The sequence below is a fragment of the Streptococcus sp. HMSC034E03 genome, from assembly GCF_001811505.1.
In the GTDB taxonomy this organism is placed as follows: domain Bacteria; phylum Bacillota; class Bacilli; order Lactobacillales; family Streptococcaceae; genus Streptococcus.
In genome coordinates, this window is sequence record NZ_KV804991.1 from 33,686 (window position 1) to 48,060 (window position 14,375).

At 38.8% G+C, this 14,375-nt stretch carries 11 protein-coding genes; 9 read left to right on the plus strand and 2 right to left on the minus strand.

The window, feature by feature from the left end:
- Nucleotides 1–507: 507 nt before the first annotated feature.
- From HMPREF2805_RS06565 to nrdI, 7 genes are all read left to right on the plus strand, one after another.
- Entirely contained in the window at nt 508–1,722 is a 1,215-nt protein-coding gene (locus tag HMPREF2805_RS06565; protein ID WP_075231878.1) for a pyridoxal phosphate-dependent aminotransferase, read from the plus strand.
- A gap of 253 nt (nt 1,723–1,975) precedes the next feature.
- Nucleotides 1,976–2,560, plus strand: coding sequence for a DUF2625 family protein (locus HMPREF2805_RS06570; RefSeq protein WP_075231879.1), 585 nt, complete (start codon nt 1,976–1,978; stop codon nt 2,558–2,560).
- A gap of 1,078 nt (nt 2,561–3,638) precedes the next feature.
- Nucleotides 3,639–4,253 (plus strand): YesL family protein, encoded by a 615-nt coding sequence (locus tag HMPREF2805_RS06575; protein ID WP_075231880.1) that lies wholly within the window; start codon nt 3,639–3,641, stop codon nt 4,251–4,253.
- Nucleotides 4,231–5,904, plus strand: coding sequence for a sensor histidine kinase (locus HMPREF2805_RS06580; protein WP_075231908.1), 1,674 nt, complete (start codon nt 4,231–4,233; stop codon nt 5,902–5,904). The genes HMPREF2805_RS06575 and HMPREF2805_RS06580 overlap by 23 nt, the downstream gene beginning before the upstream one ends.
- A gap of 2 nt (nt 5,905–5,906) precedes the next feature.
- Nucleotides 5,907–7,193 carry a response regulator transcription factor gene (locus tag HMPREF2805_RS06585; RefSeq protein WP_075231881.1) on the plus strand — a complete coding sequence of 429 codons (1,287 nt, stop codon included), beginning with the start codon at nt 5,907–5,909 and terminating at the stop codon, nt 7,191–7,193.
- A 61-nt stretch (nt 7,194–7,254) separates the two neighbouring features.
- A complete protein-coding gene (locus HMPREF2805_RS06590; RefSeq protein WP_075231882.1) occupies nt 7,255–7,782 on the plus strand; it encodes an ABC transporter permease in 528 nt (175 codons plus the stop codon).
- Nucleotides 7,783–7,854: 72 nt separating this feature from the next.
- Nucleotides 7,855–8,322 carry a class Ib ribonucleoside-diphosphate reductase assembly flavoprotein NrdI gene (gene nrdI, locus HMPREF2805_RS06595; RefSeq protein WP_075231883.1) on the plus strand — a complete coding sequence of 156 codons (468 nt, stop codon included), beginning with the start codon at nt 7,855–7,857 and terminating at the stop codon, nt 8,320–8,322.
- A 316-nt stretch (nt 8,323–8,638) separates the two neighbouring features.
- Here the strand turns inward: nrdI and HMPREF2805_RS06605 are convergent, their stop codons facing one another.
- Both HMPREF2805_RS06605 and argS read right to left on the minus strand, forming a co-directional pair.
- The gene (locus HMPREF2805_RS06605) at nt 8,639–8,887 is read right to left on the minus strand and encodes a hypothetical protein (protein ID WP_006146258.1); all 249 of its coding nucleotides are present in this window, start codon (nt 8,885–8,887) and stop codon (nt 8,639–8,641) included.
- A gap of 528 nt (nt 8,888–9,415) precedes the next feature.
- Nucleotides 9,416–11,107: an arginine--tRNA ligase gene (gene argS / locus HMPREF2805_RS06610; RefSeq protein WP_075231885.1), complete on the minus strand. Its 1,692-nt coding sequence runs from the start codon at nt 11,105–11,107 to the stop codon at nt 9,416–9,418.
- A 141-nt stretch (nt 11,108–11,248) separates the two neighbouring features.
- Between argS and argR the strand changes: the two genes are divergently transcribed.
- Entirely contained in the window at nt 11,249–11,695 is a 447-nt protein-coding gene (gene argR, locus HMPREF2805_RS06615) for an arginine repressor (protein WP_001231485.1), read from the plus strand.
- Nucleotides 11,696–11,894: 199 nt separating this feature from the next.
- Nucleotides 11,895–14,375, plus strand: a 2,481-nt coding sequence (gene mutS, locus HMPREF2805_RS06620) for a DNA mismatch repair protein MutS (protein ID WP_075231886.1), incomplete at its 3' end; no start/stop codon positions are given.

The window sequence follows — 14,375 nt, forward strand, 5'->3', positions numbered from 1 at the left end:
TAGTTTGCTCTTTGATTTTCATTGAGTATAAATTTTTAAGTGACGCTTTAAAAAGAGTTCTTTTTATATGTACTTATTTGAAAATGCAAAAGTTTTAGTGTATAATACTAAGTGACAGGGCAAGGGAAAGAAGTCAGTGATATGGTAAAATTCTTTACAAACAGACTCGAATTAGCCCAGACATCGTCTATGTTGTTTGTTGAGTCGACTTATTTTTTCTTTGCGTTTTGCTGGACACAGGAAGAAATTCATGAGTTCATGCAACTATCATCCATAACGATGCCTTCGTTTTCGATTCGAAGTTTATATGCGAGACTTTAGATTTAGATGTATGTCTTACTAGAGGTGCATATTTTTCTCTTTCTTCTCCCAAAAATAGAAAGAAATCGACCTTGCTCTGTTTACCTTGCGTTAAGCAAGGTTTTTTTGTGGAATAGTAGTGGGCGATTTACGATTTTTCTATCAAGTGGTATAATATTAACTATCCTGATGAATTGAGGAAATCAAATGAAAGAATTTAACAAATCAATCAAATTAGAGCATGTGGCTTATGATATTCGTGGACCAGTTCTTGAGGAAGCCATGCGTATGCGAGCAAATGGAGAAAAAATCCTCCGTTTGAATACAGGGAACCCAGCTGAGTTTGGTTTTACCGCACCAGATGAGGTTATCCATGATTTGATTATGAATGCGCGTGATAGTGAAGGTTATTCAGATTCAAAAGGTATCTTTTCAGCCCGCAAAGCTATTATGCAGTACTGTCAGCTCAAAAAATTCCCAAATGTAGGTATTGATGATATCTATCTTGGAAATGGTGTTAGTGAGCTAATTGTTATGTCCATGCAAGGTCTCTTGGACAATGGCGATGAAGTCTTGGTTCCAATGCCTGACTACCCGCTTTGGACAGCTGCAGTTAGCTTGGCTGGAGGAAATGCCGTTCACTACGTCTGTGATGAAGAAGCTGAATGGTATCCAGACCTAGATGACATTAAATCTAAGATTAGTTCAAATACTAAGGCTATCGTTTTAATCAGTCCAAATAATCCAACGGGAGCCCTCTATCCCAAAGAACTCTTGTTAGATATTATCGAGATTGCTCGTCAAAATGACTTGATTATCTTTGCAGATGAAATCTACGACCGTATGGTTATGGATGGCAATGTCCACACACCAGTAGCTAGTTTGGCTCCAGACCTTTTCTGTGTCAGCATGAATGGTCTGTCTAAATCTCACCGTATCGCTGGTTTCCGTGTGGGTTGGATGGTCTTGTCTGGACCTAAACATCATGTAAAGGGCTATATTGAAGGTCTCAACATGCTTTCAAACATGCGCCTTTGTTCCAACGTCTTGGCTCAACAGGTTGTTCAAACTTCACTCGGTGGTCACCAATCGGTGGACGAATTACTCTTGCCAGGTGGTCGTATCTACGAGCAAAGAAACTTCATCTACAATGCCATTCAAGATATTCCAGGTTTGTCAGCTGTTAAGCCAAAAGCGGGTCTTTATATCTTCCCTAAAATTGATCGCAATATGTATCGTATCGATGATGATGAACAGTTTGTTCTTGATTTCTTGAAGCAAGAGAAGGTGCTTTTGGTTCATGGACGAGGATTTAACTGGAAAGAGCCAGATCACTTCCGTATCGTCTATCTGCCACGCGTAGATGAGTTAGCCCAAATCCAAGAAAAGATGACCCGTTTCTTGAAGCAGTATCGTAGATAAGAACGATCGAGGTTTCGAGTACAATCAGCAAATTTTATCTCAGAGAAATCAAATGTTTTGATGATTTTAACATTGTTTCTCTGAGTTTTTTCATATTTTTAAAAAATGTATTGATTATCTGCAATATCCTAAGAAGTTTGAATTTATTGATTTAGATAATGAAGTATCTGCGATTGAACTTCTTTAATGTTGTGCATATAAATAAAAATGAAGCAAGAGTGTAAAATTGAGTGGTATAGGGGAGACGAATAAAATGTTAACTACGAAAAAGATTATTGAGGAATTTGAAGAAAGTCCTAATGATATTAAATTCCTTAAATTTAACAAAAAAATAACGGATAGTATAGAAAAACCACAAGAACTAAAGTTTATCTTAGAACATTTTTCTTATGTAACTGTTAATGGTTATTTAAAAATCTTGGGGAATGATTCAGAGAATGGCTTCAGCTACTGTAATGAATTGTTTTCAAAATGTTATAATTCGAATCGTTGTTTGATAGCTTATGATATCTTGGGTGGTCTATTTGCAATAAATATTGAAAAATTAAATGCAATAGAATATTTCGCTCCCGATACATTAGAATGGGAGGATTTGGAGATAGATTATAAGGACTTTTTATATTGGGTGACGACAAATCAGTTAGACACATTTTATCAAGAGCTGATAGTATCAGATTTGTTCACATTAGATTTATCGCTTGAAGCAAATGAAGTTGTTTTGACCTATCCTTTTATTTGGTCAATGGAATATACTCCATCAGATGCAGTTAGAAAAATAATCCCTTTTAAAGAATTGTTAGAAATGAATGCTGATTTTTATAGACAGTTAAGGATGTGATAAATAAAGGGTTTAATGCACTAAAAAGATATTTGAAATTAGTATGTACAGTAAAATATTCATTAATGTAAACTATTATTATTAAAGACTTTCATAGCAAAAAGTTTTTTTGTATAAATGTGTATTACGAATGTGTGACTGATAGACAAACATTAAAATATATGATAAACAAAAATAGAAAAAAATTAAAAGGAGAATCCTTATGTCAGTAATTTCATCAATGGACCTCACATATTGCTTGACAAAAGAAAAAGGCAAATAATGTAGATAACAAATCTCACAATGAAATGATGTCGGGCAAAAAGTCTTTAAAATAAAAGTATATTATCAGATGTTTAAAAACCTTGATTTAACACGATTCTTGAATTTTAAAATTTCGATGTATTGCAATAAAAATTAACTGAAAAACTACATTTTTTGTGAAATAAATTAGATGTTCGGATATATAGAAAACGCTCTAGTCATATTGTCTAGAGCGTTTTTGTGTTGTTTTAAGAACGCATATAAATTTTAGTAACTTGTTATTTATTTTATCAATGTACATTTGGCAGAAAAAAAGAACACAGGACGAACTAATTCCTGTATTCCTAAAATAACTTAGAACAGAAATGACAATGCCGCAATTAATGCTATTATAGTGCAAATTATTTTTCCGACTTTTGCATGTTGTTTGAACAATTTATCAGAGAAAAGACTCAAAATAAGAGCAATCCAAAACACGGTAGTTCTTAAAATAAAAATAGTCATGGTCCATACTCCTTTCGTTATTTTACCAAGCCAATAATTAAGTTGAATAGCAATGAACTAATCTTCAAATATGTCCATCTGTCCTGGAGAAAGGTTTATTCTTTGATTATTAATCGGTTTCTCTATCTATCTTTATTATAGTACAAATACCTTTATTAAACAACTATATACTTATTCATTTGTACACCTTTGACAAGGATGGATGCTTACTTCGGACTTGCTACTAAAAAGGTAGCAAGTTCAACTCTCACTACCTTTTCTATCCTCTTCTTTTTTGAGAGCGCTTGAAATATGTTATAATAGTTCTAGATTATTTTTTTGGAGGCAAACCGTGGGAAATTTTATTGAGCTAGTCTTTCATCGTTTCTTTTTGGGGATGATTGCAACGGCTTATTTTTGGTTATTGACACTAGCAGGAGGTGTGGTTTTTGGTATAGCACCAGCTAGTGCGACTCTCATGAGTTTATTTGCGGAACACGGCTATTCTTACCGTGCCTATGGTTTTAAAGAGGCTTGGACTCTTTACAAGAGCAATTTTGTTAAAAGCAACCTCAGTTTCTACACCTTTATGGGACTTGACTTGATCTTGATTTATGGTTTGTATCTCATGATCCAATTGCCGCATCAGACCATTCTCCACTTGGCAGCAACATTTCTAAATATCTTTTTGGTAGCCTTGGTATTTTTGGCCTATACAGTTTCTCTAAAATTGCAAGTTTATTTTGACTTATCCTATCAAAATACCTTAAAGCTTGCCTTCATCGGAATTTTTATGAGTCTGTCAGCCATGGCTAAGATTCTTCTTGGAAGTGTCTTGTTAGCTATCATTGCCTTCTACATGCCGGCTCTCATCATTTTTGTGGGAATTGGTATGTGGCATTTCTTTATTAGTGATTTATTGGAGCCCGTTTATGAAAACATTCATGAAAAATTGGCGTCCAAATAGAATGAAACAGTTTTGGCTTCATTCGCTCCTTCGAACCTATAGCTGGGTGATGATTGTTATCATTGCCAGTTTTGCCCTTTTGATTTCCTATGTAAACTGGGATAATCGCGAAAAAGAAGCGGAGCATGTTTCCCAGCGGGTTTTAACACGGACAGTGAGTGAGGTTGAATATTATTATCGTGAGTCAGCTCGTTTAGCTCAAGATTTAGTAGAAAATCAGGCACGCATCGAAGGGATTTATAAGTACTTTAGCCTCAGCACCCCCGATTATTTTTATTGGCAACTAGAGCGTAAGGCATCGCCTTATATTTCGGTATCCATCTATGAAAATATCGATGATCTCTATGTGCGCAATGATTTTGTAACAGGCGTAGCCATCGTTTTACAGGATTCGACAGAAGTTTATGTCTCTAAAAGAGACAATCGTAGTGGCTATAAAGTACCTGCTGAAGGTTTCAAGCCAGAAGCTAATAGTTTTGCCATCCCAGTATCGGACCCAGTATCAGACCTGCCTTTAGGTGTGATCTACATTTCTGTGACTTCTGATGTTTTTTATAAGGCTATTGACAATACCAGAGGAACCATTCCCATCGCTGTGACCATTACTTCCCCTTTTGAAACGGATATGTTTCATCTGGGTGAAAAAAGTGATCGTGAAAATTGGTTGCTTGCTGTAACATCGCATGGCTATCAGGTTCAAGTTGCTGTTCCTAGAGATTATGTACTTAGTGGCAGTATGGCTAGTTCAGGCATCATCCTTGCCCTCAGTGCCCTCTTTATCGTTATTTTATATGCGACTTTAAAGAAGACATTCTCCAAGTATCAAGCACAAGTTGTTGACCTAGTGGAGACAATCCATGATATTGCGCAGGGGGAACAAGGCAAAAGAATTGATCTTAAGAAGAAAGATCAGGAATTACTTTTAATCGCTGAAACGACAAATGACATGTTGGATCGACTGGAGAGAAATATCCACGATATTTACCAGCTGGAGCTGAGCCAAAAAGATGCCAATATGCGGGCATTGCAAGCTCAAATTAATCCGCATTTTATGTACAATACCCTCGAGTTTTTACGAATGTACGCAGTCATGGCAGATCAGAACGAATTGGCAGATATTATCTACGAATTCAGTAGTCTCTTGCGCAACAACATCTCTGATGAACGAGAAACGACGCTCAAGCAAGAAGTAGAGTTTTGTCGCAAATATAGCTATCTCTGTATGGTTCGCTATCCCAAGTCAATCGCCTATGGCTTTAAAATTGATCCCAAGTTAAAAGAAATGCGGATTCCAAAATTCACCCTCCAGCCCTTGGTGGAGAATTATTTTGCCCATGGAGTTGATCACAGAAGAACGGATAATGTTATCAGTATCAAGGCTTTGAAACAAGAGGGCTATGTCGAAATTTTAGTGGTGGATAATGGTCGCGGGATGTCTGCTGAAAAATTAGCAGAAATTCAAACTAAATTAGCCCAAAGAACCTTTGAACACACAGTGGATTATAGTGGAAAACGACAGTCCATTGGAATCGTCAATGTTCATGAGCGCTTTGTTCTCTATTTTGGGGATCGCTATAACATTAGTGTGGAATCAATGGAACAGCAAGGTGTTCGTTATCGAATTACTATTCAGGATGAGGAGAAAGGATAAAGATGTATAAAGTACTATTAGTGGACGACGAGTACATGATTACCGAAGGTCTCAAGCGTTTGATTCCTTTTGAAAAATGGGATATGGAAGTCGTCGCTACAGCCAATCATGCTGACGACGCTCTTGACTATGTCCGAGAACATCCTGTGGATATTGTAATATCTGACGTCAACATGCCTGACAAAACAGGACTTGAAATGATTCAGGAAATGAAGGACTTGTTGCCAGATGCTTATTATATCCTACTATCGGGCTATCAAGAATTTGACTACGTCAAAAAAGCTATGAATCTCAGCGTGGTTGATTATCTGGTTAAACCAGTCGATAAGGTTGAGTTGGGACATTTACTTGAAAAAATCGTCACTCAACTTCGTGAGAAGGTTCAAGAGCCAGAAATCTTGAGCCAGCAATTAGATGAAGAAGCATTCAAGACTCATCTCACACAAAAAGAAAACTGGTGGATTGGGCTTTCAAAAGAAAAACAAGGGGATTTTGTCATTCCCTACTATGTTCTAGGTCAGGACTGGCAAATCGTCCTTGCAGATCAGGAATTTGAGGGCTTGCTAGTCATGCCTTTTGAAGCTCCTTATCAAATCAACTTTGAAAAGTGGAAGCGTGATGTTGAAAAGACTCTCTTTTATGGTTCGGTCAATTTAGATCAGTCTGAAAGTCTCTTTTCTTACTACGAACCCATCTATCGAGTGATTATCCAAGGAAATCTCCAGCAAATTATTGATGAATTGACCTTGCTTGAGAAGATTGTCCTTGAAAACACACCGAGGGTATCTATCACAAAGCAGCTCTTTACCCAGTTTGTCATGGATGTTTTCCATCTTTTTGAACATTTGAAAGCAGACGATATGACAGATATTGTCAAGAACATTCATGCTATAACAACTTTTGAGGATTTAGTCGCTTATACCAAGGAAACCTTGACATCATTCTTCGGCCAATATCGAATGAATGAAAATGTGGTCAGTGTGCTCGAGGTCATTGGTAGAGATTACCAAAAAGAGCTTTCTCTCAAGGATATCAGCAAGGATCTCTTTATCAATCCTGTTTATTTGGGGCAGTTGATCAAGAAGGAAACCAATTCCACTTTTGCAGAGCTTCTCAATAAGCAACGAATCAAGGCAGCTCAACAGCTTTTGCTATCTACAAATGATAGTATCGAGGATATCTGCTATACAGTTGGATACAGTAATGTAGGTTATTTCTATAAGGTTTTTCGAAAACTGTGTGGGAAGTCTCCTAAAGCCTACCGTAAACAGGTGGAAACGAACTTGTAACAGTTGTTCTCCTTCGTAAAATATGCTATAATAATTAAAAAATTATGAGGAGGTTACTTTTATGAAAAAGAAACCAATCTATCTTTGGGTGTTGCTGATTTTATCAGCCTTACTCTCAGCAATATCGCTATTTGGGCTCATCTCTCCAGTACCTACTGCAGAAAGTATGGGTAATATTGAGTCGTCAGGTGTAGATGCTACTTATGCTAAGGAACTGATTGCCTACACGATTAAAGTAACTGAACATTCCCATTCAATTTTCAACATGATTTTAGTTGTCTTATCAGCTATTTTAGTTGTGGTTGCTTTGGTCTTCCTTGTTCGTAAAAACATCCAGTTAGCTAATTATGCCTATATCGGCTATGTCTTTCTAGCTATCCTTGGTTCTATCTACAACTTTATCGGCGTTCAGGATGCGGTTTCACTTTTTACAGACCCTAACATCCGTATGGGAGCGGAGCTTGGTGCCAAAGGTTCTGCTATTTTTGGGATCGTACTCAATGTTATCTTCCTAGCAATCGTCTTCTATAAGATGTGGCGTCAGCAAAAAGAATTAACAGAAACTCAAGAAGAGGAAGAACTTGCCTAAGAGTTGACAAAGCATAACTATCAAGATACAATCTTGGTAGTTATTTTTTATGATTCAAAAAAGGAGGATAAAATGAAAAAAATTTCCTTAGTCTATATCAGTCTGAGCGGAAATACGGAGAGTTTCGTAACACGATTGAAGGCTTACCTATTAGAACAGTATGAGAACATTGAAGTAGAAAAAATTCATATTAAAGATTTGGTCAAGGAGGGGGAAGACTTTTTTGAAATGACCAACCCATATGTGGCTTTCCTACCGACTTATCTAGAAGGTGGCAATGGTGTTGACAATGGAGATGTGGAGATTTTGACTACTCCAGTAGGTGATTTTATCGCCTATGGAGACAATGCCAGTAAGTGTTTTGGTGTCGTAGGATCAGGCAATCGTAACTTTAACAACCAATACTGTTTGACGGCTAAACAATACAGCCAACGCTTTGGTTTCCCTGTATTGGCTGACTTTGAGATGCGTGGAATGCTGGGAGATATCAAAAAAATTGCAGGGATTATTGCAGAACTCTATGAATTAGAAGCTTTGTAAGAGGCCAGATTTTCTAAGGAAGAAATTTATTCTATGGATAAAGGATTTACTTCAAAAGGGAACAATCGAAATGAGTAAACTACAGAGATCATTTTTAAAGTATATAAAACGCAAACCAAGCTTCAAGGATATTATGCTATGCAGTGCCTTGCTACTCTTAGAGTTCGCTCTGTTGCAGTTCTCCAAGAAATTTCTTGATGAAAGTTTGTCAGCATACGGAACCATGGCATCACTAGGGATTGTTATACTGGTGGGAATCGTAGTTCTCAGGAAAAAATAGAAAAGGACTCGAGAAATGTCATCTCGAGTCTTTTTGTTAGTTGCGAATTTCGTCAACGATTTCTTTTGAAATGGGGATCCCTAAACGGTAGCCTTTATTCACGTAATCAATGACATCGTTGATATTTTCTATCGTTTGGATCTTTTCTTTGATAGTTGCACGAAAATCTTGATCTTTCAATAGTTGGTCCTGAAGCAGTCTTTGAAGTTTCTCTTTTTCATATTTGTTGACAAGAAAGAGAAAAAGAAGACTAATAACAACTAAGATATAAGCGTATTGGCTCATAAAAATTCTCCCTAAGTGATAAAGAAATGAATAGCAAGAGAAAAGCGAAGAGTCTCCGCTTTTCAAGTCATTCTAGTGAAGTAGTTAGCTAGTCCGCTTAAAATCGGCTAGCGTATAACAATTAGGAACTTTAGTTCCTATGACTTTAAGATTACGACGTCTTTCGGTAGAACTTGATAATATTTCTGTCGAAAGACTAGTGAAGCGCCTAGCCAAATCCCCTATAGGATTTAGCGTTAGTTACATAGATTGTTCTGCAATCAAGTGATTTTACCGATTACGACATAGTGCGACAGAAATCGATAATATTTCTGTTGTACTACTAGTGAAGCAGTTAGCTAGACCATATAAAAGCGGCTATCGTCTAACAATTAGGAACTTTAGTTCCAGTAACTTTAAGATTGCGACGTCTTTCGGTAGAAATCGATCATATTTCTATCGAAAGATTAGTGAAGCGTTTAGGCAATTCTCCATATAGCGATTGCCGTCAAGAGACTAGGAACTTTAGTTCCAGTCTCTTGTAACGAATCACATCTTCTCTGGTGCCTCTACACCCAGCAAACGAAGTGCCTCTTTGAGGACAACTGCAGTTGCGTAGCTGAGAGCTAGGCGACTGTCGCGTTCTGGACTTTCATCCAAAATACGAGTGTGAGCGTAATATTTGTTAAAGGCTTGCGCTAAGCTAATTGCAAATTTAGCAATGATAGAAGGTTCAAAGTTATCCGCAGCACGGTTGATTATACGTGGGAAATCTTGGATGAGTTTAATGATTTCCCAGCTTTCAGGATCATTCAAGCTATAGTTGGCAGCTGTTTCTGGTTTGAAATCCGCTTTGCGTAAGATAGATTGGATACGAGCATAGGCATATTGAACATAAGGGCCAGTCTCACCTTCAAAGGATACCATAGCTTCAAGGTCGAAGTCGTATCCATTTGTACGGTCAGTTTTAAGGTCATAGAATTTAATGGCTCCAACTCCAACAGCATGAGCAACCTGGTCTTTATTTTCAAGTTCCGGATTTTTGGCTTCAATTTGCGCTTTGGCACGGCTGATGGCTTCTGCGACAGTAGGCTCTAGTAAGATAACATTCCCTTTACGAGTAGAGAGTTTCTTGCCTTCTTTTGTTACCAATCCAAAAGGAACATGGACAATATCTTGACTCCAATCGTAACCCATCTCTTGCAAGACAGCCTTGAGTTGTTTAAAGTGAGCAGATTGTTCTTGACCAACGACATAGATAGATTTAGCAAATTGATATTCGTTTTTACGGTAAAGGGCAGCGGCCAAGTCACGTGTGATGTAGAGAGTTGCACCGTCAGATTTCTTGATAAGAGCTGGGTGTTCAATTCCATATTTTTCAAGATTAACAACTTGGGCACCTTCTGATTCGACCAAAAGTCCTTTTTCAGAAAGGATATCTACAACTGCATCCATCTTGTCATTGTAGAAGGCTTCCCCGTTGTAGCTGTCGAATTCAACCGTCAATTCATTGTAAAGGCGGTTAAATTCCACCAAACTTTCATCACGGAACCATTGCCAAAGTGCGAGAGCTTCCTCATCTCCATTTTCAAGTTTACGGAACCATTCGCGTGCTTCTTCATCCAAGCTAGGGTCATTTTCAGCTTCAGCATTGATGCGAACGTAGAGTTTAAGAAGTTCATCAATCGGATGAGCTTTTACAGCTTCTTCGTCGCCCCATTTTTTGTAGGCAACGATTAGCATCCCAAACTGTTTACCCCAGTCTCCCAAATGGTTGACCTTGACTGTTTGATAACCAATTTTTTGGAAAATATGTGACAAGCTATCTCCGATAACAGTTGAGCGCAGGTGACCGATAGAAAATGGTTTAGCGATATTGGGACTAGACATGTCGATCACAACATTTTCTTGTTTACCAATATTTTGGTCAGCATAGTGTTCTTTTTCCTTGATAACAGCTTGTAATACTTGAGCAGAAATGGCATTTTTATCAAGGAAGAAGTTAACATAAGGTCCAGTAGCGACGACTTTTTCAAAGGCTTGGCTATTGATTTTTTCAGCGATATCTGCTGCAATCATTTGTGGAGCTTTTCTCTCAACTTTTGCTAGAGTAAAGGCAGGGAAGGCGATGTCTCCCATGTCAGAGTTTTTGGGTTGTTCTAGTAAATTTAAAATAGCCTCTTGATCCAGGCTGTCAATGACGCTAGCCAATTCGCTAGCGATCAATTGTTTTGTATTCATTATAAACTCCTTTGGACTTTTCTTCTATTTTATCACAATTTTGAGGAATGATAAGAATTTTTTTGAAATATTCGGTTTTTTTGGTATAATGTTCTTATTAAATAGATGAAAATGTTATAAATATTCACTCGAGAGGATGTTATGAGAAAAAGAGAACGCCATCAGTTAATCAAACAAATGATCACTGAGGAAAAATTAGGAACTCAAAAGGAGATTCAAGATCGGTTGGAAGCACGCAATGTTTTTGTAACGCAAACGACATTGTCGCGTGACCTTCGCGAACTGGGCTTGACCAAGGTTAAGAAAAATGATAAGGTCTACTACGTACTAGCAAATGAGACAGAGAAGATTGACCTGGTTGAGTTTTTATCCCATCATTTGGAAGGTGTAGCAAGAGCTGAGTTTACCTTAGTTTTGCACACTAAATTGGGTGAAGCTGCAGTTTTAGCCAATGTTGTCGATGCCAACAAGGATGAATGGATTTTGGGAACAGTTGCAGGTGCTAATACTCTCTTGGTAATCTGCCGAGATCAGCATGTTGCTAAACTCATGGAAGATCGTTTGTTAGATTTGATGAAGGATAGATAAGGAGGTTGGGACAAAAGTCCTAGCCTCTCAATTGCCTTTGGATTGTCGAGCAAGACGCAGTGGTTGAGTGGGCTCTACTACGCTGATTTCATCAGCTTTTACAGCCCTACTCAACTGTGCGGAGGTGGGACGACGAAATCGAATTCTAACGAATTACCGATTTCTGTCCCACTCTCTATTTTTAACAAGGAGAGAATGGATGATGACAGAAAAATTATCACCTGGCATGCAACAGTATGTGGATATCAAAAAACAATATCCAGATGCTTTTTTGCTCTTTCGTATGGGTGATTTTTATGAGTTATTTTACGAAGATGCAGTCAATGCTGCCCAGATACTAGAAATATCACTAACCAGTCGCAATAAGAATGCTGACAATCCTATTCCCATGGCTGGAGTTCCTTATCACTCAGCACAACAGTATATTGATGTCCTAGTGGAGCGTGGCTACAAGGTTGCCATTGCTGAGCAGATGGAGGATCCTAAGCAGGCAGTAGGGGTTGTTAAGCGCGAGGTTGTGCAGGTGATTACCCCTGGTACGGTCGTCGATAGTAGTAAGCCAGATAGCCAAAACAACTTTTTGGTGGCTATCGACCGTGACGGTCAGCAATTTGGTTTGGCATACACGGATCTGGTGACGGGTGATTTTTATGTGACAGGCTTATTGGATTTTACCCTGGTCTGTGGTGAAATCCGGAATCTCAAGGCCAGAGAAGTTGTCATTGGCTATCCCTTAACTGAAGAGGAAGAACAGATTCTCAGCAGTCAAATGAATTTGGTGCTTTCTTATGAGCAAGAATTATTTGAAGACATACATCTGCTGGATCCACGCTTGGCGCCTATTGAACAAGCTGCCAGCAGTAAGCTTCTTAAGTATGTTCATCGGACTCAGATGAGAGAACTGAACCATTTGAAGCCAGTTATCCGTTATGAAATTAAGGATTTCTTGCAGATGGATTATGCAACCAAGGCTAGTTTAGATCTAGTAGAAAATGCTCGCTCAGGTAAGAAACAAGGGAGTCTTTTCTGGTTGTTAGATGAAACCAAGACTGCCATGGGAATGCGTCTTTTGCGCTCTTGGATCCACCGTCCCTTGATTGATAAGGATCGTATCCTTGAACGTCAGGAGGTTGTACAGGTCTTTCTGGATTATTTCTTTGAACGTAGTGATTTGACAGAAAGCCTCAAGGGAGTCTACGATATAGAGCGTCTGGCTAGTCGTGTTTCTTTTGGGAAAAGTAATCCTAAAGACCTCTTGCAATTAGCGACTACCTTGGGAAGTGTTCCACGAATTCGAGCCATTTTAGAAGGAATGGAGCAACCAGCTCTTGCCTATCTGATTGAACAATTAGATCCTATTCCTGAGTTGGAAAATCTCATTAGCGCAGCCATTGCTCCTGAGGCTCCTCACGTGATTACCGAAGGCGGTATTATTCGGACTGGCTTTGATGAGACCTTGGACAAGTATCGTCGGGTACTGAGAGAAGGAACCAGCTGGATTGCTGAGATTGAGGCTAAGGAAAGAGAAAATTCTGGCATCAGTACGCTCAAGATTGACTACAATAAAAAAGACGGTTACTATTTCCATGTCACCAACTCGCAGCTAGGTAATGTACCAGCCCACTTTTTCCGTAAGGCTACGTTGAAAAACTCTGAGCGTTTTGGAACAGAGGAGTTGGCGCGTATCGAGGGAGAAATGCTAGAGGCGCGTGAGAAGTCAGCCAGCCTTGAATATGAAATCTTTATGCGTATCCGTGAAGAAGTTGGTAAGTATATCCAACGTCTACAAGCCCTGGCCCAAGGAATCGCTACTGTCGATGTCTTACAAGGACTAGCGGTAGTAGCAGAAAATCAGCACTTGATCCGTCCAGAGTTTGGTCAGGATTCGCGAATTGACATTCAAAAAGGTCGTCACGCTGTCGTTGAGAAGGTCATGGGAGCCCAAACCTATATTCCCAATAGTATCCAAATGGGTGAAGATACTAGCATCCAGCTGATTACAGGACCTAATATGAGTGGGAAGTCAACCTATATGCGTCAGCTAGCTATGACAGCTGTCATGGCCCAGATAGGGTCTTATGTTCCGGCAGAACGCGCCCGCTTGCCAATCTTTGATGCTATTTTTACCCGTATCGGGGCGGCAGATGACTTGGTTTCAGGACAATCTACCTTTATGGTAGAGATGATGGAAGCTAATAATGCCATTTCTCATGCTACCAAGGACTCTCTCATTCTCTTTGATGAGCTAGGCCGTGGAACCGCAACTTATGATGGGATGGCTTTAGCCCAGTCTATCATCGAGTATATCCATGAACATATCGGATCCAAGACTCTCTTTGCAACTCACTACCATGAATTGACTAGTTTGGAGACTAGTCTGAGACATCTGGTTAACGTTCACGTGGCTACGCTTGAGCAAAATGGACAGGTTACCTTCCTTCACAAGATCGAAGCAGGACCAGCAGACAAATCATACGGTATTCACGTAGCTAAGATTGCAGGTTTACCGACAGACTTGCTGAAAAGAGCAGATGAAATTTTAACTCAATTAGAGAGTCAAGGTCAGGAAAGTCCTGCTCCAATGAAACAAACACATGCAGTTTCTGAACAAATTTCCCTATTTGACTCGGCGGAAGAAAATCCTATTCTAGCAGAATTGGCTAAAGTAGATGTGTACAAT

Bases quoted from the DNA above. Each gene is read 5' to 3' on its own strand.
- HMPREF2805_RS06565 (WP_075231878.1), top strand. From the start codon at position 508: ATGAAAGAATTTAACAAATCAATCAAATTAGAGCATGTGGCTTATGAT.
- HMPREF2805_RS06570 (WP_075231879.1), top strand. From the start codon at position 1,976: ATGTTAACTACGAAAAAGATTATTGAGGAATTTGAAGAAAGTCCTAAT.
- HMPREF2805_RS06580 (WP_075231908.1), top strand. From the start codon at position 4,231: ATGAAAAATTGGCGTCCAAATAGAATGAAACAGTTTTGGCTTCATTCG.
- HMPREF2805_RS06585 (WP_075231881.1), top strand. From the start codon at position 5,907: ATGTATAAAGTACTATTAGTGGACGACGAGTACATGATTACCGAAGGT.
- HMPREF2805_RS06590 (WP_075231882.1), top strand. From the start codon at position 7,255: ATGAAAAAGAAACCAATCTATCTTTGGGTGTTGCTGATTTTATCAGCC.
- nrdI (WP_075231883.1), top strand. From the start codon at position 7,855: ATGAAAAAAATTTCCTTAGTCTATATCAGTCTGAGCGGAAATACGGAG.
- HMPREF2805_RS06605 (WP_006146258.1), bottom strand. From the start codon at position 8,887: ATGAGCCAATACGCTTATATCTTAGTTGTTATTAGTCTTCTTTTTCTC.
- argS (WP_075231885.1), bottom strand. From the start codon at position 11,107: ATGAATACAAAACAATTGATCGCTAGCGAATTGGCTAGCGTCATTGAC.
- argR (WP_001231485.1), top strand. From the start codon at position 11,249: ATGAGAAAAAGAGAACGCCATCAGTTAATCAAACAAATGATCACTGAG.